Genomic DNA, 26,110 nt, shown 5'->3' on the forward strand with positions numbered 1-26,110 from the left:
TTTACGATATAAAAAAAGACTGCCGTATTTCGGCAGTCTTAATCGATAAATTCAAATTCATATTCAAGAATTTTTACAATATCTCCGTCTTTCGCACCACGTGCACGAAGCGCTTCATCAATACCCATTCCGCGCATTTGACGAGCGAAACGACGTATAGATTCATCACGTGAGAAGTCTGTCATTTTGAATGTCTTCTCAATATCGTAACCAGAGATAACAAACGTGCCATCACTTTCACGTGTAATTTCAAATTTAACACCTTCAGTATCAAATTTGTACATTACACTTGTATCAGACTCATCCGCAACTTCATGTATTGGGAATTCTGGTGTTGTTTCTATTAAGTTCGCTACTTCAAACAGTAAGTCACGAACACCTTGTCTTGTTACAGCTGAGATTGGGAAGATTTTTACTTCGTCTCCCACTTTCTCTTTAAATGCTTGTAAGTTTTCTTCTGCATCTGGCATATCCATTTTGTTTGCAACAACAACTTGTGGACGCTCAGTTAAGCGAAGATTGTATTCTTTTAATTCATTATTAATCGTTACGTAATCTTCATATGGATCACGGCCTTCTAAACCAGACATATCAATAACATGCACGATTACACGTGTACGCTCAATATGACGTAAGAATTGGTGTCCAAGTCCGACGCCAGCATGTGCGCCTTCAATTAGTCCTGGAAGGTCAGCCATAACGAAGCTGCGGTTATCACCCGTTTCAACAACACCAAGATTTGGAACGATTGTTGTGAAATGATACTCTGCAATTTTCGGACGCGCTGATGATACAACAGATAATAATGTAGATTTACCTACACTTGGGAATCCAACAAGTCCAACGTCTGCTAGTACTTTAAGTTCTAGAATAACATCACGCTCTTGACCTGGTTCCCCGTTCTCAGCGATTTCTGGCGCTGGGTTCGTAGCTGTTGCAAAACGTGAGTTACCACGGCCACCGCGGCCACCTTTTGCAATTACAGCAGTTTGTCCATGCGTTACTAAATCGGCAAGAATTTGACCAGTTTTTTCATCTTTTACTACTGTTCCTGGCGGAACCTTTACAAGTAAATCTTCAGACTTACGTCCGTGCTGACCTTTACTCATTCCGTGCTGACCGCGATCAGCTTTGAAATGACGTTGGTAGCGGAAGTCCATTAATGTACGTAAGCCTTCCTCAACTACGAAAACAACATCTGCACCTTTACCACCGTCGCCACCTGCTGGGCCACCTTTTGGTACATACTTCTCACGACGATACGCAACCATACCATTACCACCGTCGCCGCCTTTTACATATATCTTGACCTGATCTACAAACATTATTTCACCACACTTTTTTCAATTGGTTGTAATATAACTGAGACTTCTTCGTCTCGCACTGTATAAGAAATGGAATACCATTTATTGTTTTGGATCGCAAGCCAATTCTGTAGTTCTTCTACACTCGTTAGCTTACCACGAAAATCAAAAAAGAAACGAGCATTATCCGCGTCACATTCAATTGTGATACAAACATAATTTTCAACATATACGTCTAAACTATGCTGAAGCATCGAGAAAAATTGATTCGTCCATGTACATACAGTCTCATCTAAGTGAGATAAGTTATGTAATTTCCCTAATACTTCGTACTCCAATAAGCACGGCTGCTGTTTCCAATTATATGTTAAAATCCACTCTGAAAATAAAGGCATTGATAGCCCCATCAGATTGGATTCTTGTCTCGCTTCTTGGACAAAACGATCGATGAGACTATGAATTTCTTCCACTTTTCCAAGGGAAAGGTTTCCTTTCACCATCTGCATACGATTGAGCCAATCATGTCTTGAATGGCGCAATGCATCTATAATTGTCCATTTTTCATTCATTTAGATACCCCTTAATATAGAAAAACTCTAACCTGCACTCAGGTTAGAGTTTTCCGTGAGTTCTTATGCTTCTTGAGCAACAGGATATACGCTCACTTGTTTGCGGTCACGACCAAGACGCTCAAAGCGTACTACGCCGTCAACTTTCGCGTATAAAGTGTCATCGCCACCACGACCAACGTTAACACCTGGATAAATTTTTGTACCGCGTTGACGGTAAAGAATTGAACCACCTGTAACCGTTTGACCATCTGCGCGTTTAGCACCAAGACGTTTTGACTGAGAGTCACGACCGTTCTTTGTACTACCTACACCTTTCTTAGATGCGAAAAACTGAAGATCTAATCTTAACATACGTTACACCTCCTGCACTTTTTCTATTAAACGGATATACTTTCCGTAATCAAGTTCGATCGTCTTAAGCGAAACAACTAATCCTTCTAAAAGCGTTTGTGCTTTTTCTGCTGTATGAACGTCTAAATCATTAGGCAATTCATACGTTAAGAATCCGCCATCACTTCCGAGTTCAATAGTTGCTTGCACATTACAAAGTTCTTCCACTGCATTTATAGAACCAAACACAACCGCTGTAGTTCCAGCACAGACAAGGTCTTGTCCATGTGGCGCATAATCGGCATGTCCAGTCATTTTAAATGATTGGATACTTCCTAATTTCGTGCGACTTATCGTAATTTTAATCATGTTAACCAGAATTAAGCGTTGATAGCTTCAACAACTAGCTTAGTGTAAGGTTGACGATGACCTTGTTTCTTACGATTGTTCTTTTTCGCTTTGTATTTGAAAACGATAATTTTCTTAGCGCGACCTTGTTTTTCAACTTTCGCAGTAACTGTTGCACCTTCTACAACTGGGCTACCAACTTTAACGTTTTCGCCACCAACGAAAAGAACTTTGTCAAAAGTAACAGTTTCACCAGCTTCAACATCTAATTTTTCAATGTAGATTGCTTGACCAGCTTCAACTTTAATTTGTTTTCCACCTGTTTCGATAATTGCGTACATACTTGCACCTCCTCTTAATTACTAAGACTCGCCAAAAACGAGGTAGACATAAATGCCTTTAGGGAACCTGTCTTGTGCGGTTGTAGCATATAGCCGTTTAGGTGCTATAAACTATAACATAAAGATGTTATCATGAATCATAGACGGTTGTCAATAAATGTTCTGCTAACTATTTTTTCCGCTCTACAATTTCTTTTTTACTTCCAAAACGAACGATAGCATACTTTTCGATATTATCATCTTTGAAATAAATTTCAAATGGAATATTTTTTTGTAATTCTTTTTGCAAAAACTGTTTTTGCAGTTCTTTAGGCGCAGCGATTAATACCGCTTCATCTTCTATATTGCCATATGTGATTAGTTCTCTCTCTAACTCATACGCAATTGTTTCATGCGACATCACATAACCCGTCGCTTTGCAAGGTACACACTCTTTTAATAATACGTCCCGTAAAGAATGCTTTTTACGTTTACGTGTCATTTCCAAAATCCCTAGCTCCGTAAAGCCGAGCACCCTTGTATATGTGCGGTCATCTTGCATAGCAGCTATGAGACATTCTCTTACCTTTTCTTTATCTTCTCTTTTTTTCATATTAATAAAATCAATTAATATCATACCACCAATATCACGAAGTCTTAATTGGCGTGCAATTTCTTCAGCTGCCATCTCATTTGTGCGAAGTACTGTATCTTGTAAATTTTGTTTTCCCGTAAACTTGCCCGTATTCACATCAATTACAGTCATCGTCTCCATTTGTTCTACAATTAAATAAGCACCATTTGAAAGCCAAACAATTTTTTGAAGTGCTTTCTCAATTTCACGCTCTATTCCAAAATGGTTAAACATCGAAGACTTTTCATTATAAAAAGATACTTTTTCTTTTCCAATTTTGTCTTCTAATTCTTTTACTATACTTCTTGTATCTACAACTACTTTTTCAATGGTTTCAATTGGGTTCTCTTGAAATACACGATCTAAAAAGGTCGCCGGTCGATGAAGTAATAACGGCGCCTTTCCTTGGCCCTCTTTTCTTTTTAACTCTTCATACAACTGTTGTAACTCTTGCATTTCAGCTTGTATTTCTTCAATTGCTCCTTTTTCAGAAGCAGAACGGAAAATGTATCCCCCCGTTCCCTCTATTTCAATTTGGAGTAACTGTTGTCTTCTTTTATTATTTTTTATTTTTCGAGAAACAGCGCGCATCTCATCAAACGGCATATAAACGACATATTTCCCGGTAAATTCTATATTCGCTGTCAATTTAGGCCCTTTCGTATCAATTGCCTCTTTTACAACTTGTACGAGTATCGCTTGCCCTTCATGTATACGATAAGAAGATGGTACATCATCGTATGAAAGGTAAGCATGTTTTTCTAAACCGATGTTTACAAAAGCTGCATTCATTCCAGCAATTGTTCTTACGACACGTCCAACATAAATATGCCCAACAATCTCTTGCTCTTCATTACGTTTCCATAAAAACTCAACAATTTTTTTCTTCTCTTCAATTGCAACCCGCTTTTCCGAACCAGCGTAATTCACATATAACGTTTTCAAAATTATTTCCTCACTTTATAATCTTCTTTGCTTTTACAATAATAAAAGGTTAGTGCTATCGTCAACACTAACCGATTAATTCTTCAACTGATGAAGTTGTTCGTTTTTCAGTAAAATATGCATAGAGCAATTCATTTTCATCCAATGTGTAATGCTCTTTATATTTTCCACGGACGATAATAGAATGCTTATATCCTCTACGAAATTTTGTGAAGATCGTATATAAACGATCTTCCGTTTGCACTTCAATAGGTGCAATCTTTTCGATTCCTCTTTTGTTTCCATAATAACGTTCTAATAAAAAACGCATAAATGCATACCGTCTTTGTTTCCACTCTTGATATAATGACACTGCTAAAAATATGAGTAGTACCCACATCATAATATTGTTACTATTCCAGAGTAACTGCCATCCTAATATTACACCAAAAAAAACACATGACAATTGCATCATCTTTTCATGTGCTTGTAAATAAGGGAAACGATATGATAATACATTAAACAATACTTTCCCGCCATCTAACGGCCAAATAGGGAGTAAATTAAATGCTAAAATAATTATATTATTCCACATAAAGAAATAATATAAATCTGTATTCAGCCAACCGGCTTCGAACAACATGTAACCTACCAGCATCATCCAAACATGTTGAATCGGTCCTGCAATTACGACAACAAGTTCCTCTTTCAATGACTTATTACCATGTTCCTCAAGCTCGGCAACGCCACCAAACGGCAAAAGCTGAATTCTTTTTATACGCCAATTATAGTGTGCTGCTGCAAAAGCATGCCCAAATTCATGAATAAGAACAATACAAAATAACAGTAGTAACTCTTTAAAACGCGCAGTAAAAATACCAATGACAATAATAACCCAAAATAATGGATGCACGGAAATTTTCGTTAAAACGTCCCTATATTTAATCAAATGATATCACCTGGATCGGATCAATAAATTTTTCATTCTTTTTTATCGCGAAATAAAACTTTCCATTTTTATCATTTGTATCATTACTTACCGTTCCAATTTTTTGTTTCTTTGAAACGTAATCATATAATTTCACTGACATATCGTTTAAGTTTGCATACCATGACTCCGTACCATCTGCATGTTGAATTTGAACTGTATTTCCAAGTTCCTCTTTCTTGCCTGCAAAAACAACTAACCCTTCATTTACTGACTCCACTTTTGCATTTGTAGCTGTTTGGACAAATACACCTTGGCCATTTTTTTGAAACCCTTGCATTACCTTTCCAGAAGCAGGAATTGCATAATCTTTTTGCTGAATACTTCCTTCTTTTTTCTCGTTCGGCGAATAGAATACGAGCGGTTTTCCAAATTGCTTTTCGTACCATTTCGCTACAGTAGCAAACTGAAATTCCTCTTTCATCACTTTTTCTGTAACAGCTTTAGCTCCATTGAATGAAGAAGGAGCATTCTTATATAAAATAGCAACCGAAAGAACTAATATTGCTGATAATAAAACTTTGAAGAAAAAGACTTCCTTTCGAAATAAAGGATGCATTTCCTTTTCTCCATCTTCAATAAATACCGCTTCACTATCAAAATTCCCTCCGTTAAAATACTGCTCTTCCTCCATCCTTTCTTGCTCGGCCTTCCTTTTTGCAATCCGCTTTTTAATTTCTTCTACGCGTCTATTCTTCATACTGTCTCCTTTCTTTCGTTAAGCTAATTTCATTAGAAACAGTTGTATACAGTTTGTACATATGTATGAGCTAAGAAAGAAAGATATTCGTGTGAAGAAAAAAGAAAGCACCTCGCATATGTGCGAAGTGCTCTTAACGGATTCCAAAGAAGTTTTTCACCTTTGCAAATACCGATACCTTTTCTTGTTCAAATGCTTGTAATGGTACATTCTCACCTAACAAGCGTCTTGCAATATTACGATAAGCCAACGCTGCTTTTCCGCTTGGTTGCAACGCCACAGGTTCACCTGTATTTGTAGCTCGAATAACTTCATCGTCATCTTCGACAACACCAAGAAGCTCGATTGACAATGTACGTACAATTTCATCAACATCTAACATATCCTGTTCATGAAGCATATGACTACGTACACGGTTAATAACAAGTTTCGGTGGTTCAATATCCTCTTTTTCTAAAAGCCCAATAATACGATCCGCATCGCGCATTGAGGATACTTCTGGAGTCGTAACAACGATTGCTTTATCCGCACCAGCTACCGCATTTTTAAATCCCTGCTCAATCCCCGCAGGACAATCGATTAATATGTAATCATAATCTTGACGTAATACTTGTATTAATTCATCCATTTGTTCAGGTGTTACCGCTGATTTATCACTCGTTTGTGCTGCAGGTAATAAATAAAGATCATCAAAACGTTTGTCTTTAATAAGAGCCTGAGGTAAACGGCAACGCCCTTCAACGACATCAACAAGATCAAATACAATACGATTTTCCAGCCCCATTACTACGTCTAAATTTCGAAGACCGATATCTGTGTCAATTAAGCACACTTTCTTTCCAGATAACGCTAGGGCCGTACCAATGTTCGCAGATGTAGTAGTTTTACCTACTCCGCCTTTTCCAGATGTAATTACTATTGCCTCTCCCACAGCTATACAATTCCCCTTTCTAACTTTGTTAAATTAGGTCTAAGATGAGTGAGAAGTTGCAGGCGATCGACAACAATGTGATTGTTCTCATTAATATACGCACATTCTGCCGCCTCCGCTCCGTCTTCTTTCTCTTCCGGAGCCCGCATTGCCACATCACTAATTCGAAGTTGCATCGGGTTCATAACAGATGCAGCGATTACAGCATCCGAATCCCCATAATACCCAGCATGTGCAATTCCTCTTAATGATCCTACGACAAAAATATTCCCCCCAGCGATAACCGTTCCGCCTGGATTAACATCTCCAATTAACAACAAATTTCCTTTTACATGTAAAACTTGTCCAGAGCGAACAATTTTGGAAATAGGGACAATTTCTGTTTCTTCTTTCCAAGCTATTGCTTCTGCTTTAGTGATAACATCACTTTCAATTGAATCCACAACAAGATTCTTTTTATTACGAATTAACGTACGAATCTCTTCTTGTTGGACTTCTGTTAAATAACGATTTCCTACTTTCACATGCACTTCAATTAGAGAGCGTCCATCACCATCGTAGTAATGTGTAGAAAGTTTTCCGTCTAATTCCACCAATAATTCTGAGAATGAACAACAATCATCTAAATGAAGCGTTATCCCATCTTTTGTCCCTTTTATCGTTACATTTTGTTGCTTTTTTTCTTCCACTAAAGTTCACCCCACCGATTCAATTCGACATAAAATTAGAAAATCCTTTTTTCTTTTTCTTCCATCGCTTTTGAAAGACGCACTATATATCGTCTCAGTGGGAAACAAACTATCAATAAGAAAATAGCATTTAACAATAAAGTAGAAAGGAGACGATCTGTGAAAAAGACATACGCTGGCATATGAGTACGTCCTAATAAAGTTAAGAATCCATACACATAATACTCTAGTGCTACAACACTAGCTAATATGATAGAAACAACAATAAATAAATTCAATTGTAGTACTTTCATCACACTATATACTAAATAAGCTAAAATCGGATAAGCAAAAATATATATCCCGACAAGTTCTGTGTATACGGTATCAAATAAGAAGCCAAATAATAGTCCGTAATAAATCCCTTGGACCGGACTATAATACACTGTAATAAAACATAATACGATTATAAAGAAATGCGGTGCTGCTATGCTGTCTTTCCAAAACACATCCGTTGGAACAACAGTAGCAAACATATTTTCAAATAGAAACACAAAAAGGAGCAAAAGAGGAAGAGCTGCTCTTTTTAATATCTTCATCATCTCTTCTTCTCCTCCTATTCTAATGGCGCTGAAGGTGTTGCACGTTTAGCAACCGTAATATGCTCTACGTCATTTAAATCAGCGGCAGGTTTTACATAAGCTGTTTTTGTTAAGCCATATGCATCCGGCTGAACTTCAACGATTTTTCCAATTACAAGACCTTTCGGGAAAATATCACCCAGTCCAGATGTTACAACTAGTTGATCTTTCTCTACCGGTGCATCAGAGCCAATCTTTGTGAAAAGAAGTAATTGCTTTTCTTTGTCATAACCTTCAATCAATCCAAAGATTTTCTCTTGCCCTTGTACAATAGCAGAAACGCGATTTGTTCGGCTCATAGAACTTAGTAATTCTACTGATGATGTAAACTGAGATACACTTTTCACTCTTCCAACTAACCCTTGTGAAGTTACTACAGCCATATCTTTTTTAATTCCTTGCTGTGCCCCTTTATCAATTCCAATTAAATCGTACCATTTATCTGGATTACGAGAAACAACAGTAGCTGGAATTTCAGTATACCCGCTATTTAACTCTTTTTTACCAGTTAGCTCTTGTAGCTTCTTGTTATCATCTTCTAATTGTTTTACTTTCCCTGATAGACCTGCATAATTATCTAATTTTGCTTTTAATTCTTTATTCTCTTCATACGTGCGCTTTACATCCTCTACATTTTCGAAGAATCCAGCTACGTATTTCGCTGGCTTTTGGAATACACGTTCTACACCACCGACAGTATCTTTAACAAACTGCTCTGGCCATGTTAAACTGTTCCGTTCTTTCAATGAGATTCCAATCAATGCCACGAGAAGAATAATACTAACCAACAAAACAATTAATCTTTTGTTTAAGAAAAACTGTGGCACGTTCACACCCTCTTAATTTCACTGATTTTTATTTTGCAATATTATCGAGCAGCAGTTTTGAAAAGATCGATATTGTCTAATGCTTTACCTGTTCCAATTGCTACGCAATCTAATGGATCTTCTGCAACAAGAACTGGCATTTTCGTTTCTTCACTAATTACTTTATCTAAATTACGTAGTAATGCCCCGCCACCTGTTAATACGATACCGCGGTCCATAATATCAGCCGCTAATTCAGGTGGAGTTTTTTCTAACGTATTTTTAACTGATTCTACAATCGCATCTACTGTATCTTTTAATGCATCTGCAATTTCTTCTGGCTGAATTAGTACTGTTTTTGGTAAACCACTTACTAAATCACGACCGCGAATTTCCATAGGCTCGATACCTTCGGGCTCGCCTGCAGAACCAATTTCTAATTTTAATGCTTCAGCTGTTCTTTCACCGATCATTAAGTTATAGCTTTTCTTAATGTACTGAATGATTGAATCGTCCATATCATCACCAGCAACACGGACTGACTGGCTTGTTACAATACCACCTAGAGAAATAATTGCAACTTCTGTTGTACCACCACCGATATCAACAACCATACTACCAGTTGGTTCCCAAACAGGTAAGTTTGCACCAATTGCTGCTGCAAATGGCTCTTCGATAGGATAAGCATCACGAGCACCCGCTTGACGAGTCGCATCGATTACTGCACGTCTTTCTACAGCTGTAATACCAGATGGTACACATACCATTACATACGGCTTACGTGAGAAGAAACCGTTTGATTTTTGAGCTTGTTGAATGTAATATTTCATCATTGTTGCAGTTGTTTCGTAATCAGCAATTACACCGTCTTTCATCGGGCGAAGTGCCACAACGTTCCCTGGTGTACGACCAATCATTTGTTTTGCGTCGCTACCTACAGCAACGATTTGTTTCGTATCAGTTTGTAACGCCACTACTGAAGGTTCACGTAAAACTACACCTTTTCCTTTTACATATACAAGCGTGTTCGCAGTTCCTAAGTCTATTCCAAGATCGCGAGTAAATCCACCAAATCCAAACATATTATTTATCTTCCTTTCTTGTTTTCACGGACTCATTTTTTCTTAATTTATATTATAAAAACAGTACGTTTTTTATATCTTTATCCTTTTTGTAGATAAATTTCTACAAAAAACTCATAAATCACATTATAAAACAAAATAAGTAAAAAGCATAGTCTTAAATATGACCTTTTTCCTTTAAACTCACGAATTTATGGTCACCTATTATAATATGATCAAGCACTTCAATTCCGATAATCTGGCCGCATTCTACTAAGCGTTTGGTTACTTCAATATCTTCACGGCTCGGCGTGGGATCTCCTGAGGGATGGTTATGAAGACATATGATAGAGGCTGCTGCACGACGGAAGGCTTCTTTAAAAACTTCCCTCGGGTGTACAATTGACGTGTTTAAGCTTCCAATAAAGATCGTTTGCCTATGTATAACTTGATTTTTTGTATTTAAATATAAACAAACAAAATGCTCTTGTTGTAAAAAACGCATTTCTTCCATCATGTATTTCGCACAATCTTCTGGACTTCGAATACTATATCTATTTTGATATTCTAAACGTACCATTCTTCTGCCTAGTTCAAAGGCTGCCATAAGTTGCGATGCCTTTGAAATCCCAATACCATGTATACTAATTAGCTCTTCTAATGTTGCATCTTTCAACATACGTAAGCCATCAAATTGGTGTAAAATTTTATCTGACAACTTTAAAACTGTTTCTTCTTTAGAACCTGTTCTGAGTAACACTGCGAGAAGCTCTCGATTTGATAAACTTCCAGCACCTTCTAACAATAAACGCTCCCGTGGCTGTTCTTCTCTTACAACATCACGAATACCGTTCATCTCTCCACCCCTTTATTTGTTCTCTCAAAGAAAACCCCATGCAATTTTACGCATGGGTTACATCAATATCAAATTGTTTTAATTCCCGAACGAGACGTGCAATTGGTAAGCCAACTACACTATAGTAGTCCCCTTGAATATTTTGAACGAAAATAGATCCTTTACCTTGAATCCCATAACTACCGGCTTTATCAAGAGGTTCTTTCGACGCGACGTATGTATCAATTTCCTCTTCTGTTAACTCCCAAAATGTAACTTCTGTACGCTCATAAAAAGTAACCGTTTTTTCTTTTGCTATAATCGCAACACCTGTATACACTTCATGTGTTTTCCCTGATAGTAATTGTAACATCTCTTTCGCCTCATCCTCATTAGAAGGCTTACCAAGAATACGCGACTCATATGTAACAATTGTATCCGCACCTAACACAATGTGATCACTATTATTTTCTGCCACCGCTGATGCTTTTTGCAAGGCAAGTGACATTACAATATCAGAAGGCGATGAATATGCACCAATTGTTTCCTCTACTTCACTTACAACGATTTCAAATGGCACACTAGCTAACTCAAGTAATTCCTTCCTCCGAGGTGATCCTGAAGCTAAAATTATTTTTCTCATATTTTCTCCTTCCTTTCTCACATGAAGCAGAACAATTTATATTAATCGTATCAAAGGAATAGTTTGCCCACAAATGAAAGAAATATTAATTTCTCTAACTAAAATAAAACTTCTTTATTGCATACGATTATATTCCCGTCATAGAGAAAGCACTTTGCTCTAAATTCAAAAGAAAAGAAAGAAGTACATGTACTTCTTTCTTACTCATTTTATTATCCTATCATTTCACTTTCTACGAAACAATTTTTTCATACGAGAGTAAACCATCAATAATAACTTGATTTAATTTCGCCAAAGATTCCTTATCCACCTTTCCATCTTTTACTGTTTGTACAGCTACCGACGTAAACATATACAGTTTCTTTGCTTCTTCTCGTTTCATACTTTCCCCTTCTTTTTCAACCTTTTTCCATTCTTTTTCAATTGCTTCTATATCTTTTGGGCTGCTTTTTCCACCAACTTGTACGCTAGAAGCATATTTTGCTAAATGAGTGTATAATGGCTGCACTTTTGTTAAAAATGTCCCTACTTCTTTATCATCTTTCAGCAATGCTTTATCTGTTATATCCCAGCTCTTTTTTAAAACGGAGACACCATCATTTTTATACTTAGTCATTAATTGATTTATAGACTGTTCATCGCTAGCAATACCAACAACTATTGCATACTTATCACCGCTCGGTCTCAAAGCACCAATGCCCCCATTGCCTTTCCATTCTTCAAGAGCTGCCTGTCCCTTTTCTTCAGAAGAATAAAGCCCCCCTTGAACAAAAAATAATTTCATCGGATCCAATGACGTTCCTGTCTGTGCTTTTTGTTTTTCTTCTTTCGGTGCTGGTGTTTGTTCTGCCGTTCCACCCACCTTTGATTCTCCATTTCCAGTCGGCCTTGAAGCTGTCACTTCACTTCCTCCTGTCGTTCCTTGTCCAGTAAGTAAATGAAGCATCCCCATTCCAAACGCCGTACCGATAATGATTGCAGTTGCAACGATTACAATTAATGTATTACTCCACTTCTTTCGGTATTTTTCCACAGACATTGATTTCGCTTTTTGAAACGGAACAACATTTTTCGGTCGTTCACTTTCTACTACCATCCATTCAAATTCATCTTTCTTTTTTTCCTCATACTTCGCTTCTGTTCCATTCACTTTCACTGAGATCGTTCGTGATTGCTTGTCCATACACTCACACCTCACCTCTTATCGTTGTCCGCATCATATCATATTCATTTCATAAAAAAACGAGATATTTGTCAGAGGAATTCGCCAAATAACCCTATATATTTATCTTATATGTATGCATTTGACTTCATTTGTAGAACAAAAAAACTAGATAGCAAAGACTATCTAGTTTTTCTCGCGAATATATTTTCGTACTTCAGAAATGAAATAAAGAGAACCCGTTATGATAAAAACATCATTTTCTGCTATCATTTCAACTTTTGTATCAATTGCCTCTTTCCAATTTTCAAAAACTAATTTTGATTCTTTCTGTGAATATGATGCAAGCTTATCAGCAGAAATAGCACGATCAAAGGCGAATGTTGTAAAAATAATTTCATCTGCAATGGTTTCTAATTGGCCTACCATGTTATGTAATTGTTTATCACCAAGGGCAGTAAATAACACTATTACATTTTTATCTTTGTAATGCGCTTCTACTGTTTTCACAAGGCTTTCGATACCTTCTGGATTATGAGCACCATCTATAATAATATCCGGGTTACTTTGCAACTTTTCAAAGCGCCCAATCCAATATGCTTCCAGTAATCCCGTTCTTATTTCCTCTTCTTCAATTAAAAATGATAAATATGTTTTTACATACATTACTGCCATAAGTGCTAACGCTGCATTTCCTACTTGATGAATGCCTTTCATTGAGATTTGCAAATCTTCAAATGCGGAAAAAGGACAAGTAAAATCAAACTGTTCCCCATCTTCATTAGACTGTTTATGTAACGCTGTAAAATGCTTGCTAAGTTCGTATAAGTTTGCATGGTTTTCCTTTGCAACATTTTGAATGACTTGCAAAGCTTCTTCATCTTGTACACCAGTAATTACCGGCACGCCAGACTTAATAATCCCCGCCTTTTCATATGCAATTTCCCCTAGTGTATTTCCTAAAATATGCATATGATCGTGACCGATATTCGTAATAATCGTGAGGACAGGGTGTATAACATTGGTAGAGTCAAAACGTCCACCAAGCCCTGTTTCAAATAAAACAACATCACAGAAATTGACTTTACCGAAATAGCAAATCGCCATAACAGTAATAATTTCAAACTCTGTCGCTTCCCCTAAATCCGTTTCATCTAGTTTTTCAACGACTGGTTTTACCATCTTTACAAGTTCAGTAATCTCTTCGTCTGCAATTGGTGTTCCATTCACACTAATGCGTTCATTAAATGATTCGATGTAAGGAGAGGTAAACGTTCCTACCTTATATTTCGCGCCTTCTAACATGTAACGCATATATGTTAACGTTGAACCTTTTCCATTTGTACCAGCAAGATGAACACATTTTATATGACGCTCTGGATTTCCAAGTTCTTCTAACATCCATCTCATTCTTTCTAATCCTGGCTTAATTCCAAATTTCAATCGGCTATGGATCCACCCTATCGCTTCTTCGTATGTATGTATCACGTATATTTTTCCCCTTTCAAAAGACAACTTTCATAGTTCTATTATACGCAAAGAAAAGAGACTCACCAATATAGTGAGTCTCTAAAAACATTTTTACTTTTCAAGATCTGCTAGACGTTGACGAACTGCTTCGCGTTTTTCTAGGTAATCTTGCTCTTTCGCACGCTCTCCTTCAATAACCGCTGCAGGAGCTTTCGCTACGAAACCTTGGTTAGAAAGTTTCTTCTGTACACGTTCTACTTCTTTATCGAACTTCTCAAGTTCTTTCTCAAGACGAGCTCTCTCTTCATCAAGATTGATAAGATCAGCTAACGGTAAGAATAACTCTGCACCTGATACGATTGCAGTCATTGCTTTTTCTGGCGCTTGTAAGTCCGTTTGAATTGTTAATTCGCTTGGGTTACAGAAACGCTCAATGTAAGAGCTGTTTTTCGTAAGTTGAGCAAGTACAGCCTCATCTTTTGCTTTAATTTGCATTTGAACTTTTTTGCTCATTGGCGTATTTACTTCTGCACGGATGTTACGAACAGAGCGAATGATATCAACTAGAAGGTGCATTTCTGCCGCAGCTTCCGTATCTTGTAAATCTTCGCGAACTGTTGGCCACGCAGCTACTGTAATAGACTCGCCTTCATGCGGTAAATGTTGCCAAATTTTCTCTGTTACGAATGGCATGAATGGGTGTAATAGACGCATTGTTTGATCTAATACGTAAGCTAAAATAGAACGAGTTGTTTTCTTAGCTGCTTCATCTTCACCGTATAGTGGAAGTTTCGCCATTTCAATATACCAATCACAGAAATCGTCCCAAATGAAGTTGTATAATGAACGACCAGCTTCACCGAACTCATATTTATCCATGTTACGTGTTACGCTTTCGATTGTTTCGTTTAAGCGAGTTAAGATCCACTTATCTGCTACTGATTTTTCACCAGTTAAATCGATTTCTTCATACTTCATATCATCCATGTTCATTAATACGAAACGTGATGCGTTCCAAATTTTATTAATGAAGTTCCAAGTAGATTCTACTTTTTCCATGCTGAAACGTAAATCTTGACCTGGTGCACTTCCTGTTGATAAGAAGAAACGCATTGCATCTGCACCGTACTTCTCGATAACATCCATTGGATCAATACCGTTACCAAGAGATTTACTCATTTTACGACCTTGCTCATCACGAACTAAACCGTGAATTAATACATCTTTAAATGGACGCTCTCCTGTAAACTCTAAACCTTGGAAAATCATACGAGATACCCAGAAGAAGATGATATCATAACCCGTTACTAGTGCATCTGTTGAATAGTAACGTTTGAAGTCTGCTGAATCTTCATTTGGCCAACCAAGTGTTGAAAATGGCCATAACGCTGAACTGAACCATGTATCAAGTACGTCATTATCTTGATTCCAGTTTTCAATATCTGCTGGTGCTTCTGTACCTACGTATACTTCACCAGTTTCTTTATGGTACCAAGCTGGAATACGGTGTCCCCACCATAATTGACGAGAAATACACCAGTCATGAATATTTTCCATCCAGCGTAAATATGTGTTTTCAAAACGCTCTGGTACGAACGTTACTTTTTCTTCTTCTTTTTGTTGAAGCGCTACTGCTTTTTCAGCAAGTGGAGCCATTTTTACGAACCATTGTGTTGATAAATAAGGCTCAACAACTGCACCGCTACGCTCACTATGACCTACTGAATGCATATGTGGCTCGATTTCTACTAATACGCCAGCTTCTTGTAAGTCTTTCACTAATTCTTTACGGCATTCGAAACGATCCATACCGTTATACTTACCAGCTTTTTCGTTCATTGTTCCATCTTCGTTCATTACTAAAATGCGTGGTAAGTCATGACGGTTACCTACTTCAAAGTCATTCGGGTCATGAGCTGGTGTAATTTTTACAACGCCCGTTCCGAAATCTTTTTCTACGTACTCATCAGCAATAATCGGAATCTCACGGCCTACGATTGGAAGTGTAACTGTTTTTCCGATTAAATGTTTGTAACGATCGTCTTCGGGATGAACTGCTACTGCTGTATCACCAAGCATCGTTTCTGGACGAGTTGTCGCAAGACGAATGTGACCAGAACCATCTGTTAACGGATAGTTCATATGGTAGAATGCACCTTGAACTTCTTTATGAATTACTTCAATATCAGAAAGAGCTGTGCGTGTTGCTGGATCCCAGTTGATGATATATTCACCACGGTAAATTAAGCCTTTTTCGTATAATTGAACGAATACTTTATTAACCGCATCTGATAAACCTTTGTCTAATGTGAAGCGTTCACGAGAATAGTCTAGTCCTAAACCAACTTTTCCCCATTGTTGACGAATGTGAGAAGCGTATTCTTCTTTCCACTCCCAAGCTTTTTCAAGGAATTTTTCACGGCCAAGATCGTAACGTGAAATACCTTCTTCACGAAGTTTTCCTTCTACTTTCGCTTGTGTTGCGATACCAGCATGGTCCATTCCTGGAAGCCATAGCACATCGTATCCTTGCATACGCTTCGTACGAGTTAAAATATCTTGAAGAGTTGTATCCCAAGCATGACCTAAGTGTAACTTACCAGTTACGTTCGGAGGTGGAATTACAATTGTATATGGCTGTTTCTTCTCGTCTCCTGTTGCTTCAAAATATTTGCCTTCAAGCCACCATTGATAAAGGCCTTCTTCAACGGACATATGATCATATTTAGTTGGTAAATTCTTTTCCGTGTTTGACATTATTTTCCCTCCTTAAAATAAAAAATGTCCCTCATCCAAAAAGGACGAGGGACATCGCGGTACCACCTTTATTTACAAACAAATTCATAATTTGCTTATACTCTTAATTTGATAACGGACAAATCCGTCTTTTCCTAATAAGAACTATTCCGTTCAGAAAAGATGCTCCAGGGCTACCTTCTAACATAACTATCTAGAGAATCTCCCAGCTAATGATTCTCCTCTCTGAAGACGTTTCATGTTATACTCTTCCCCTTCAAGGCATTTATATGATTGTTAATTATTATATACAATAGTGTAAAAAACGAAACCTTATTCGTCAAGATAAATTTAAAACTACAGCTTTTCGTGCAAAAAAAAGAAGATAAGTAGAATCCTCTACTTATCTTCTTTCCCCCGCTATTTGCGGGCAGTAAGACCTCCACCTCAAAACTCAACTGAAGCAAAGAAGTTAGATGGGAGCCCTGATGCCCGTAAACGCCCAATTGGTGAAGGCTAATCATCAGCGGGGAATGCCTTTACTTTATCCGTTCCCTTGCTGGGCAGCTTGTAATTGTGACAGGAAATATTCTATATTGCTAACGAGCCAATGCGATTGTTGCAAACTCTTTACTCCGCGCAGTTCATTTTCCTCGTTGCGATTATCTCTTCTTTTCTTATAGGACTGGATTTGCCGAATAAATTGCGATGGATACGTCATATACGCAAACATAAGTAGTTGCTCTTCTTTCGTAAAAGGGAAATTTTTTTGATACATTTGAAACCATTCAAACCGATCACTTCTTGCGATTGGATATGTGTTTAAAGACCGTGAATAAAAACCTACTATATCTTGCACAGGCGTTGCAAACTTCGATTTTTCTAAACTAATAAAATAGCCATTCCGCTCATAGTCAAATAAAAAATGATTAAGTGACACATTACCATGCACAAAAGTAATACGCGTTTTCTCTTTTTCTTTCATCGCATCGTTCCACTCATTTAATTGCTTCGTTGCAAATTCACGCGCTCTCATTACATGATGATAGTACGTACAATATTGCAATTCAAACGGGGACATATACCATTTTGATTCAGATTCTACGAGAAACTCTTCTAACATCTCACCATCATTTTCCCAACGATCGGATATACTTGTATAATGTTTTTCTAAATCTTCTTCCGTATACGTTTCTTCCTTCACAGTTTTTTGATGCAACGTTCCAAGTGTCTGAAACATTTTATGGTATTGATCATTGTCCTCACCGTTTCCTTCTGCACGTTCTAACCAAGGCATTAAATAATAATTATACGTCCCGTCACTTAAAATATAACTTCCATCCGTCGCATGATATATAGGTACATAATTTGAAAAACCTTTCTCCTTCAAATATTGAATATGATGCAGAAAGTTATTCCGCTCTAACTTTCTGCCTTCTATTTTCTTGAGTGCATATGGACCTTGATTCGTATAAATTTTCATTACATTTCCGTGCTCTTCCATATGCTGCGTATCCAATCTATATTGCCTCACAATAGGTTCATAGTGATTTCGCAACTCAATATCCATACGAATAACCCTTTCTATTCAAAACATAGCCTCTAAGAAAGGAAGTGAGTGAAAACACTCACTTCCTTATTTCGTCTTTACCCTTGAAACGGGAATATAAATAATTTGCCCCGTATTTAAAAATATATCTTCTGTTTGATTGACACGGTATAAATTTTGTACAGACGTTTCATAACGGTCTGCAATAGATTCAATTGTATCCCCTTCTTGCACGAAATACATTCTTAACTTTGTAAATTCTTCTTCCGGTTCTTTCGTAAATAGTTTTGTTAAATAAAGCGCATTTTCATCTCGCTGTGAGTACTCTTCTTCTTGTTCTTCCTGCTTTTTCGCTTTTTCTTTCTTGAAATCTTTTCGTCCGAACAGTTCAAATTGCGGCGTTGTTTCTTGCTCCTCTTCACGTTCCACAAATTCATGTTCTTCTATTTTCTCTTCTTCTAATTCCTGCTCTTTTCTTTCCTCTAATTGGAACGGTTCAAATGCGTAATCTTCCCACTCATCTGATTCCTTATATGCTGGTTCTTCTACATGCGGCGCCGGTCTATTTTCATCCTCTTGCGCTGAATCTTCTTCTAACTCAGCATACACCGTTTCTTCCTCTTCAACTTCATCCTCGCCTCTCTCTTCATCACACAAACCGGTAATAGATATATCCGCTAATAATTGTAAGCAACCATTTTCCTTTAATTCATAATCAAATTCCTCGATTGATACATATAGCTCTTCAATTACTTTCACTCGATTTCTCGGAATTGATATTTCAAGTGGAAAGGAATGAACAAGTTCATTAACCCCATCTTCTCTTGTTTCTACATAATCAATTGACTTTGCTGGCGATAGTTCTCTTAATGAATACGCCGAATCATCTTTTCGTGCAACATACTCTCCGGTTAAATCTAATTGTCCTCTCACGATTACTTCATGATCAAGCTCTTCTATCTCAACGTCTGGATCTAACGAAATTGACAAAAGTTCTTCGACTTCCTGTCCTTTTTGGAACCACACAGATTCTTTTAATGAAAATCGTAATGAATGATCTGCAGCCACTTCTTTTCCCCCTCCCAAACTATATGTCATTACAGATTTATGTGCAGAAAGCTTACTTTATGAATAAAAAAAATCGCTCCCCTTATGGAGAGCGATTTTCTCTAATACATTACGCTTTTAATTTTGACATTGCAATTTCAGCTGCTGCAATCGTCGCTTCAATATCTGCATCACTATGTGCTGTCGATAAGAATAAACCTTCGAATTGAGATGGCGGTAAGAATACACCTTGTTCTACCATTTCACGATAGTAAGCCGCAAAGAATTCTAAGTTTGAAGATTTTGCTGCATCGTAATTAATAACGGGTTCATCTGTAAAGAAAATACCAATCATAGAGCCTGCACGGTTAATATGGTGCGGAATGCCATGTTTTTCAGCTGCTTTACGTAATCCAGCTTCTAACATTTCAGCTTTACGCTCAAATTCTACATATGATTCTGGCGTTAACTGTACTAACGTTTCATAACCTGCCGCCATTGCAAGTGGGTTACCTGATAAAGTACCAGCTTGGTAAATCGGTCCGCTTGGCGCAACTTGGCGCATAATTTCCGCTTTACCACCGTATGCTCCTACCGGTAAACCACCACCGATTACTTTACCTAAGCATGTTAAATCAGGCGTTACGCCATAATAACCTTGGCCACAATTATAATCTACTCGGAACCCTGTCATTACTTCATCAAAAATAAGCAATGCACCGTTTTGTTCTGTTAATTCACGAAGACCTTCTAAAAATCCAGGCTGCGGAGGAACAACCCCCATATTTCCTGCTACTGGTTCTACAATTACACAAGCAATATCATCACCGAATTGTTCAAACGCGTATTTTACGCTTTCTAAATCGTTATAAGCTACTGTAATCGTATTTTTCGCTACACCTTCTGGTACACCAGGACTATCTGGTAAACCTAAAGTCGCCACACCAGAACCAGCTTTAATTAATAACGAATCACCATGACCGTGGTAACAACCGATAAATTTCAAGATTTTATTACGACCTGTATAACCACGAGCTAAACGTAGTGCACTCATTGTCGCTTCCGTTCCAGAGTTAACCATACGCACAATCTCAATTGATGGCACGCGCTCAATAACAAGTTTTGCTAATTTATTTTCAATTTCTGTTGGTGCACCGAAGCTTGTACCTCTTTCAGCAACAGATTTTAACGCTTCTACAACACGATCATTTGCATGACCATGAATTAAAGGACCCCATGATAATACGTAGTCGATGTATTCATTCCCATCGATATCATATACTTTAGAGCCTTTTCCACGCTCCATAAACAACGGATTCATCCCAACAGACTTAAAGGCACGAACCGGGCTATTTACGCCACCAGGCATTAAGTCTTGCGCCTCTTCAAACGCTGCAATTGACTTATCAAACTTTTTCATTATTTAGCGCCTCCTTCTTGTAACCATCTTGCTGCATCTTTTGCATGATACGTAATAATTAAATCTGCTCCTGCACGTTTCATACTAATTAATTTTTCAAGAACAACTTCTTTTTCATTAATCCAACCATTTTGCGCTGCCGCTTTAATCATCGAATATTCACCACTTACATTATAAGCGACAACTGGTAAATTAAAGTTATTTTTCACATCACGAACGATATCTAAGTAAGAAAGAGCTGGTTTTACGATTAAGAAATCTGCACCTTCCATTACATCTGATTCTGCTTCACGGAATGCTTCCATACGGTTTGCCGGATCCATTTGATATGTTTTACGGTCACCAAATTGCGGTGCACCGTGCGCAGCATCACGGAATGGTCCATAAAATGCTGATGAATATTTCACAGCGTACGACATAACTGGCACGTGTCCAAAACCATTTTCGTCTAATGCATGGCGAATTGCTGTTACAAAGCCGTCCATCATGTTTGATGGCGCAATAATGTCCGCTCCTGCTTTCGCTTGACTTACAGCTGTTTTCGCAAGAACTGCAAGAGACTCGTCATTTAAAATAATACCATCTTCAATTACACCGCAATGACCATGGCTTGTAAATTGACATAAACATGTGTCTGCAACTACTACTAGCTCAGGGAAATCACCTTTAATTTGCTGAATAGCACGTTGTACAATTCCATGATCACAATATGCTGATGATCCAACTTCATCCTTTTCAGCAGGTAAACCAAATACAATAACAGAACGAATACCTAAATCAACAACTTCTTGCATTTCAGCTTGCAATAAATCTAAAGACATTTGATATACGCCTGGCATAGAAGGAACTTCATTACGAACATTTTCACCTTCTAATACAAAAATAGGGTAAATAAAATCTTCCGTATGTAAAAACGTTTCACGCACAAGCGCACGCATGCCCCCGCTTTGTCTTAAACGACGATGACGATTAAATTGTAAAGAGTTCATAGATTTCTATCCCCATTCTTTCATTTTATAGATTCACAAACACATTGTAGTAATGCTTCTACAGTGTACTCTTTCGGCACAATAACAGACGGAAAATAAAGACTTGCCTCTTTTTCCGTAATAGGTCCTATACAAGCAATTGTACATTTTTTTGTCCATTCTCTCCAGTTTGTACCCTCAAGTAAACGAACAAAACTAGTAACAGTTGAAGGGCTCGTAAATGTAATAATGTCTACTTTCCCTAACTTCAATGCCGCTATAAGCTCTTGCTTTTTTTCTATATTCACTTTCGTACCGTATACGGTTAGCTCATCTAGAGAAACACCAATTTCCCGAAGTGCAACCGGAATTACCTCTCTTGCTAAATTCCCTTTCGGAAATAAAATACGTTCATTTCCACTTAATTCTTTTAGAAACTCTTCTGCAAATGCTTCTGCAACAAATGAAGTCGGAACAAAATGAACTTGATAGCCCCTTTTTTCTAACTCTAATTTTGTTTTCACACCTACCGCAGCGATTTTAATGGTTAGTGGTAGTTTCTTTTTTAAACTATCTAGAAAAAAAGCTACACCATTTCTGCTCGTAAAAATAACCCAGTCGTATGAATGTAGCTGCTCTTCAATATGTTGAATTTGCCTATGAGACATACCTTCCATACGCAAAAGCGGAATTTCCAATGGAATTCCGCTCTTTTCTTTCACTGCTACACTCATTTGTTTCGCTTGATGCTGGGCACGTGTAATCAATACCGTTTTTCCAGCGAGAGCGTTCATATTTATTGTTGCTCCTTATTTGCAGCAAGAATGAGTTCTTGGGCGCCTTGCTTAATTAAACGGTCCGCGGCCTCTAATCCTACTTCCTCAGGATTAGTACCCACTACTGTCTCTTTTAATAAAACAGAGCCATCCATAGAGCCGACAAGAGCTGTTAATTCGATTGCATCGTTCTCTGTAAGGGTTGCATATCCAGCAATTGGAACTTGGCATCCACCTTCAAGTTTATGAAGAAATACTCGCTCCGCTGCCACTGTTCTTTCTGTTATCGTATCATTAATATGCGCTAACAATTGCAATAAATCCTTATCATCCTCACGACACTCAATCGCTAATGCACCTTGTCCTACAGCAGGTACACATAACGTTTCATCTAAATGTTCTGTAATAACTTCATCATCCCAGCCCATTCTTTGTAATCCAGCTGTCGCTAAAATAATCGCATCGTAATCTTCTTCTTTTAATTTACGTAAACGTGTATCGATATTCCCGCGAATCCACTTAACTTGTAAATCTGGTCTCGCAGCGAGTAGCTGTGCACTACGTCTTAAACTACTCGTACCTAAAATAGCACCTTCCGCTAACTCTTTAAACGATGCTCCATTTTTTGAGATAAAAGCATCACGAGGGTCAACACGCTTTGGTGTACAACCAATCATTAAACCTTCTGGAAGTACGGCTGGCATATCTTTCATACTATGTACAGCCATATCGATTTCTTTCGTAAGTAGCGCGTGTTCAATCTCTTTTACAAACAAGCCTTTGCCGCCTACTTTTGAAAGAGTAACATCTAAAATAACATCACCTTTTGTGACAATTTCTTTCACTTCAAATTCATATGGTAGACCTAGGGCTTTTAACTGATCAATAAACCAGTTTGTTTGCGTTAATGCTAGTTTACTCTTTCGTGATCCTACAATAATTTTGCGCATAATTCTCTCTCCTCATTATAAATACCAAAAGTGGAAATTGGATAAACTGCTTAATAGAAAAATGTTTACTAGCATTACGAGAAACGATCCGATATTCCACTGTACAATTTTCTTACCTTGCAACACATCTGCCGCTCGTAAATATAAACCTGTGCAATACACAAATAGAACAACAAAAGATCCGATTACTTTCGTATCATACCAATGGAAATTATCCAATTTTGTATATCCCCATATACATCCTAATAAAATTGCTAGTAAGAAAAATGGAACAGAAAATAAATTTAATCCGTAAGACATAGATTCTAGCTTCGGTAAATTCCCTAACCTTCTTAATCTCGCATTCCATTTTTTCTTTTTTAATAGGCGATATTGTAATAAGTACATAATAGAAAAAATAAACGATACAGTAAACGTTGCGTAAGAAATAATTGCCATACCGACATGCACGTATACAAGTTCTGAAACTAATTGTTCCGCAAGTACTGGCGACATCTTTCCGAGCGGTGTAAAAATAGAAAAAGCGCTTACGCCAAATGCAACAACATTTGTAAAAAAGACTAAAAAGTCGATTCTCATAAATCGATTAATGACTAACGACATCGTAATCAATAACCAAACATAAAAATAAATCCCTGATAATAAAGTTAAAATTGGATTCGTTTCTGAATCTGTAGCCCTAAGCAACATAAAAATAGACTGCAGGACCCATACAATCGCAAGTAACCAAAAAGCAAATCGGTTCGCCTTTCGGTTACTTTGGAAATAATCTATAAAATATAAACTAATGCTACAAGCATATAAAATAATTGCAATATGATAAATAATACTGTTATTTAAAAAACTCATCCGATCATCCTTCCAAATTATAAAGATGGAACGGATGGTGTCCACACTTTTTTATGTTCTACTTCTTCCGCACAACTCTCTACGTCTTCCGTTTCTAAATCGAAAATCTTCGCAAATAACGCTAATTTTTCGCTCGCTCCCTCTTCAGCAGCTATTTCTTTCGCTACTAAAATTGGGTCTTTTAATAATTGATTAATAATACTTTTCGTATGCTTACTAATGACTTTTTTCTCACGATCACTAAGGTTTGGTATTTTTCGCTCTAGGCTTACCATCGTTTCACTTTGAATTGCAAGTGCCTTATCACGAAGAGCTGATATTAATGGAACAACACCAAGTGTACTTAACCACGTTTTAAATAGAACAATTTCCTCTTCAATCATAAATTGAATTTTCTCTGCTTCTTTCAAACGCTCAGCACGGTTTGCCTCCACTACTCCTTGTAAATCATCAATATCATACAAGAAAGAACCTTCTAGCTCATCAATCGCTGGATCAATATCACGTGGCACTGCAATGTCAACCATAAACAAAGGGCGACCAGAGCGCATTTTCTCTACCTTTGTCATCATCTCTTTCGTAATGACATACTCCGATGCACCAGTTGAACTAATTAAAATATCTGCTTCTAATAATGCACATTGTAATTCGCTTAATGATTTTGCATGTCCCATATATTTCTCAGCCATTACTTCTGCTTTCGAAAGCGTCCTATTCATAACTGTTACTTTACGAGCACCACTTCCATATAAGTTTTGCAGTGCAAGTTCGCCCATTTTACCAGCACCAAGAATAAGCACATGACAATCTGTTAACTCGCCAAATATTTTCTTTCCAAGCTCAACAGCAGCATAACTAACAGACATCGCACTTTCCCCGATTGTTGTTTCTGAGTGGGCACGTTTTGCTAATGTAATGACTTGCTTAAACAATTCATTAAAAATTGTGCCTGTTGCTTTAACTTGTTGCGCTTCTAAAAAGCTATCTTTTATTTGACCTAAAATCTGCGTTTCTCCGACTACCATAGAATCTAAACCGCACGTTACGCGGAATAAATGATCTATTGCACCATCTTGTTCAAAAATAGTTAAATATGGCGCGACTTCTTCTATTTCAAGCTGAAACCAATCAGCTAAAAACTTCTTAATATAATACCGTCCCGTGTGTAATTGATCGACAACAGCATAAATCTCAGTGCGATTACAAGTTGATACAATGACATTCTCTAACACGCTCTTTTGATTTTGTAATGTAGTCATCGCTCGCTCTAGTTCTGCTGCCTGAAATGTGAGTTTCTCACGAAATTCTACAGGGGCTGTTCGATAATTTACACTAACAACAAGAATATGCACGCAGCATGTCCCCCTTCACCCGTTTTATCACTTTATCTACTATCATAATACAACTTTCCTCTTATGAATCTGACAATCGTGTGAACAACTGATTATTTTTTAATTATTCTCCGTATGTAATAAAGG

26 protein-coding genes and 2 other annotated features are annotated in these 26,110 nt (G+C 37.4%); all 26 genes read right to left on the reverse strand.

Annotated features, from left to right (window positions below):
- Positions 1-38: 38 nt before the first annotated feature.
- Complete coding sequence (obgE, locus tag ACQGS6_RS08325; protein ID WP_000497127.1) at positions 39-1,325, reverse strand: GTPase ObgE; 1,287 nt, start codon at positions 1,323-1,325, stop codon at positions 39-41.
- Positions 1,325-1,873 carry a sporulation initiation phosphotransferase B gene (locus ACQGS6_RS08330; RefSeq protein WP_001003583.1) on the reverse strand — a complete coding sequence of 183 codons (549 nt, stop codon included), beginning with the start codon at positions 1,871-1,873 and terminating at the stop codon, positions 1,325-1,327. The genes obgE and ACQGS6_RS08330 overlap by 1 nt, the downstream gene beginning before the upstream one ends.
- Positions 1,874-1,936: 63 nt before the next feature.
- Positions 1,937-2,227: a 50S ribosomal protein L27 gene (gene rpmA, locus ACQGS6_RS08335; RefSeq protein ID WP_000944958.1), complete on the reverse strand. Its 291-nt coding sequence runs from the start codon at positions 2,225-2,227 to the stop codon at positions 1,937-1,939.
- A gap of 3 nt (positions 2,228-2,230) precedes the next feature.
- Positions 2,231-2,575, reverse strand: a complete 345-nt coding sequence (locus ACQGS6_RS08340) for a ribosomal-processing cysteine protease Prp (protein ID WP_002001054.1) — start codon at positions 2,573-2,575, stop codon at positions 2,231-2,233.
- Positions 2,576-2,586: 11 nt separating this feature from the next.
- Positions 2,587-2,895, reverse strand: a complete 309-nt coding sequence (rplU, locus tag ACQGS6_RS08345) for a 50S ribosomal protein L21 (protein WP_000270907.1) — start codon at positions 2,893-2,895, stop codon at positions 2,587-2,589.
- Positions 2,896-2,909: 14 nt separating this feature from the next.
- Positions 2,910-2,987 (reverse strand) — a sequence feature (ribosomal protein L21 leader region).
- Positions 2,988-3,064: 77 nt separating this feature from the next.
- On the reverse strand, positions 3,065-4,453 hold the full coding sequence (locus ACQGS6_RS08350; protein ID WP_025966443.1) for an Rne/Rng family ribonuclease: 1,389 nt from the start codon (positions 4,451-4,453) through the stop codon (positions 3,065-3,067).
- A 67-nt stretch (positions 4,454-4,520) separates the two neighbouring features.
- On the reverse strand, positions 4,521-5,381 hold the full coding sequence (gene spoIVFB / locus ACQGS6_RS08355; RefSeq protein ID WP_426965019.1) for a stage IV sporulation intramembrane metalloprotease SpoIVFB: 861 nt from the start codon (positions 5,379-5,381) through the stop codon (positions 4,521-4,523).
- Positions 5,374-6,120 (reverse strand): stage IV sporulation protein SpoIVFA, encoded by a 747-nt coding sequence (gene spoIVFA, locus ACQGS6_RS08360; protein ID WP_000797471.1) that lies wholly within the window; start codon positions 6,118-6,120, stop codon positions 5,374-5,376. The genes spoIVFB and spoIVFA overlap by 8 nt, the downstream gene beginning before the upstream one ends.
- Positions 6,121-6,253: 133 nt before the next feature.
- Positions 6,254-7,051 (reverse strand): septum site-determining protein MinD, encoded by a 798-nt coding sequence (minD, locus tag ACQGS6_RS08365; protein WP_000503309.1) that lies wholly within the window; start codon positions 7,049-7,051, stop codon positions 6,254-6,256.
- A 2-nt stretch (positions 7,052-7,053) separates the two neighbouring features.
- A complete protein-coding gene (gene minC, locus ACQGS6_RS08370; protein ID WP_136986061.1) occupies positions 7,054-7,740 on the reverse strand; it encodes a septum site-determining protein MinC in 687 nt (228 codons plus the stop codon).
- A gap of 35 nt (positions 7,741-7,775) precedes the next feature.
- Positions 7,776-8,321 carry a rod shape-determining protein MreD gene (mreD, locus tag ACQGS6_RS08375; RefSeq protein ID WP_000975766.1) on the reverse strand — a complete coding sequence of 182 codons (546 nt, stop codon included), beginning with the start codon at positions 8,319-8,321 and terminating at the stop codon, positions 7,776-7,778.
- Between the two features lie 14 nt (positions 8,322-8,335).
- Positions 8,336-9,187: a rod shape-determining protein MreC gene (gene mreC / locus ACQGS6_RS08380; RefSeq protein ID WP_426965020.1), complete on the reverse strand. Its 852-nt coding sequence runs from the start codon at positions 9,185-9,187 to the stop codon at positions 8,336-8,338.
- 41 nt (positions 9,188-9,228) lie between these two features.
- Positions 9,229-10,248, reverse strand: a complete 1,020-nt coding sequence (gene mreB, locus ACQGS6_RS08385; RefSeq protein WP_000466736.1) for a cell shape-determining protein MreB — start codon at positions 10,246-10,248, stop codon at positions 9,229-9,231.
- Between the two features lie 157 nt (positions 10,249-10,405).
- The gene (radC, locus tag ACQGS6_RS08390; RefSeq protein ID WP_001013391.1) at positions 10,406-11,083 is read right to left on the reverse strand and encodes a DNA repair protein RadC; all 678 of its coding nucleotides are present in this window, start codon (positions 11,081-11,083) and stop codon (positions 10,406-10,408) included.
- A 46-nt stretch (positions 11,084-11,129) separates the two neighbouring features.
- The gene (locus ACQGS6_RS08395) at positions 11,130-11,705 is read right to left on the reverse strand and encodes a Maf family protein (protein WP_001226291.1); all 576 of its coding nucleotides are present in this window, start codon (positions 11,703-11,705) and stop codon (positions 11,130-11,132) included.
- A 232-nt stretch (positions 11,706-11,937) separates the two neighbouring features.
- The gene (locus tag ACQGS6_RS08400) at positions 11,938-12,888 is read right to left on the reverse strand and encodes a stage II sporulation protein B (RefSeq protein WP_426965021.1); all 951 of its coding nucleotides are present in this window, start codon (positions 12,886-12,888) and stop codon (positions 11,938-11,940) included.
- Positions 12,889-13,053: 165 nt separating this feature from the next.
- Positions 13,054-14,355, reverse strand: coding sequence for a bifunctional folylpolyglutamate synthase/dihydrofolate synthase (locus tag ACQGS6_RS08405; protein ID WP_000582068.1), 1,302 nt, complete (start codon positions 14,353-14,355; stop codon positions 13,054-13,056).
- Positions 14,356-14,448: 93 nt separating this feature from the next.
- Positions 14,449-17,094 carry a valine--tRNA ligase gene (locus ACQGS6_RS08410; RefSeq protein ID WP_000072250.1) on the reverse strand — a complete coding sequence of 882 codons (2,646 nt, stop codon included), beginning with the start codon at positions 17,092-17,094 and terminating at the stop codon, positions 14,449-14,451.
- A 37-nt stretch (positions 17,095-17,131) separates the two neighbouring features.
- Positions 17,132-17,363, reverse strand: a binding site (T-box leader).
- 254 nt (positions 17,364-17,617) lie between these two features.
- Positions 17,618-18,643: a spore coat protein YsxE gene (gene ysxE, locus ACQGS6_RS08415; RefSeq protein ID WP_000350658.1), complete on the reverse strand. Its 1,026-nt coding sequence runs from the start codon at positions 18,641-18,643 to the stop codon at positions 17,618-17,620.
- A gap of 66 nt (positions 18,644-18,709) precedes the next feature.
- Positions 18,710-19,720 carry a stage VI sporulation protein D gene (gene spoVID / locus ACQGS6_RS08420; protein ID WP_128267123.1) on the reverse strand — a complete coding sequence of 337 codons (1,011 nt, stop codon included), beginning with the start codon at positions 19,718-19,720 and terminating at the stop codon, positions 18,710-18,712.
- A 79-nt stretch (positions 19,721-19,799) separates the two neighbouring features.
- Positions 19,800-21,089: a glutamate-1-semialdehyde 2,1-aminomutase gene (gene hemL / locus ACQGS6_RS08425; protein ID WP_426965022.1), complete on the reverse strand. Its 1,290-nt coding sequence runs from the start codon at positions 21,087-21,089 to the stop codon at positions 19,800-19,802.
- A complete protein-coding gene (hemB, locus tag ACQGS6_RS08430) occupies positions 21,089-22,078 on the reverse strand; it encodes a porphobilinogen synthase (protein ID WP_001087065.1) in 990 nt (329 codons plus the stop codon). Before hemB ends, hemL begins: the two co-directional genes overlap by 1 nt.
- Positions 22,079-22,098: 20 nt before the next feature.
- On the reverse strand, positions 22,099-22,851 hold the full coding sequence (gene hemD, locus ACQGS6_RS08435) for a uroporphyrinogen-III synthase (protein ID WP_000992348.1): 753 nt from the start codon (positions 22,849-22,851) through the stop codon (positions 22,099-22,101).
- A gap of 2 nt (positions 22,852-22,853) precedes the next feature.
- Positions 22,854-23,783, reverse strand: coding sequence for a hydroxymethylbilane synthase (gene hemC, locus ACQGS6_RS08440; protein WP_001226402.1), 930 nt, complete (start codon positions 23,781-23,783; stop codon positions 22,854-22,856).
- Between the two features lie 15 nt (positions 23,784-23,798).
- On the reverse strand, positions 23,799-24,632 hold the full coding sequence (locus ACQGS6_RS08445; protein ID WP_000008991.1) for a cytochrome c biogenesis protein: 834 nt from the start codon (positions 24,630-24,632) through the stop codon (positions 23,799-23,801).
- A gap of 17 nt (positions 24,633-24,649) precedes the next feature.
- Positions 24,650-25,984, reverse strand: coding sequence for a glutamyl-tRNA reductase (gene hemA, locus ACQGS6_RS08450; RefSeq protein ID WP_000547867.1), 1,335 nt, complete (start codon positions 25,982-25,984; stop codon positions 24,650-24,652).
- Positions 25,985-26,110 lie beyond the last annotated feature (126 nt).

Source organism: Bacillus sp. GMs2/2, from assembly GCF_050172095.1.
Classification (GTDB): Bacteria; Bacillota; Bacilli; order Bacillales; family Bacillaceae_G; genus Bacillus_A; species Bacillus_A cereus.

Excerpts from the sequence above, each read along its gene's own strand:
- ACQGS6_RS08340 (WP_002001054.1), bottom strand. The coding sequence starts at position 2,575 with ATGATTAAAATTACGATAAGTCGCACGAAATTAGGAAGTATCCAATCA.
- ysxE (WP_000350658.1), bottom strand. The coding sequence starts at position 18,643 with ATGGATATTGAGTTGCGAAATCACTATGAACCTATTGTGAGGCAATAT.
- rpmA (WP_000944958.1), bottom strand. The coding sequence starts at position 2,227 with ATGTTAAGATTAGATCTTCAGTTTTTCGCATCTAAGAAAGGTGTAGGT.
- radC (WP_001013391.1), bottom strand. The coding sequence starts at position 11,083 with ATGAACGGTATTCGTGATGTTGTAAGAGAAGAACAGCCACGGGAGCGT.
- hemD (WP_000992348.1), bottom strand. The coding sequence starts at position 22,851 with ATGAACGCTCTCGCTGGAAAAACGGTATTGATTACACGTGCCCAGCAT.
- mreD (WP_000975766.1), bottom strand. The coding sequence starts at position 8,321 with ATGATGAAGATATTAAAAAGAGCAGCTCTTCCTCTTTTGCTCCTTTTT.
- ACQGS6_RS08400 (WP_426965021.1), bottom strand. The coding sequence starts at position 12,888 with ATGGACAAGCAATCACGAACGATCTCAGTGAAAGTGAATGGAACAGAA.
- rplU (WP_000270907.1), bottom strand. The coding sequence starts at position 2,895 with ATGTACGCAATTATCGAAACAGGTGGAAAACAAATTAAAGTTGAAGCT.
- spoIVFA (WP_000797471.1), bottom strand. The coding sequence starts at position 6,120 with ATGAAGAATAGACGCGTAGAAGAAATTAAAAAGCGGATTGCAAAAAGG.
- mreB (WP_000466736.1), bottom strand. The coding sequence starts at position 10,248 with ATGTTTGGATTTGGTGGATTTACTCGCGATCTTGGAATAGACTTAGGA.
- ACQGS6_RS08410 (WP_000072250.1), bottom strand. The coding sequence starts at position 17,094 with ATGTCAAACACGGAAAAGAATTTACCAACTAAATATGATCATATGTCC.
- spoVID (WP_128267123.1), bottom strand. The coding sequence starts at position 19,720 with ATGACATATAGTTTGGGAGGGGGAAAAGAAGTGGCTGCAGATCATTCA.
- hemL (WP_426965022.1), bottom strand. The coding sequence starts at position 21,089 with ATGAAAAAGTTTGATAAGTCAATTGCAGCGTTTGAAGAGGCGCAAGAC.
- obgE (WP_000497127.1), bottom strand. The coding sequence starts at position 1,325 with ATGTTTGTAGATCAGGTCAAGATATATGTAAAAGGCGGCGACGGTGGT.
- hemB (WP_001087065.1), bottom strand. The coding sequence starts at position 22,078 with ATGAACTCTTTACAATTTAATCGTCATCGTCGTTTAAGACAAAGCGGG.
- ACQGS6_RS08445 (WP_000008991.1), bottom strand. The coding sequence starts at position 24,632 with ATGAGTTTTTTAAATAACAGTATTATTTATCATATTGCAATTATTTTA.
- ACQGS6_RS08395 (WP_001226291.1), bottom strand. The coding sequence starts at position 11,705 with ATGAGAAAAATAATTTTAGCTTCAGGATCACCTCGGAGGAAGGAATTA.
- hemC (WP_001226402.1), bottom strand. The coding sequence starts at position 23,783 with ATGCGCAAAATTATTGTAGGATCACGAAAGAGTAAACTAGCATTAACG.
- ACQGS6_RS08330 (WP_001003583.1), bottom strand. The coding sequence starts at position 1,873 with ATGAATGAAAAATGGACAATTATAGATGCATTGCGCCATTCAAGACAT.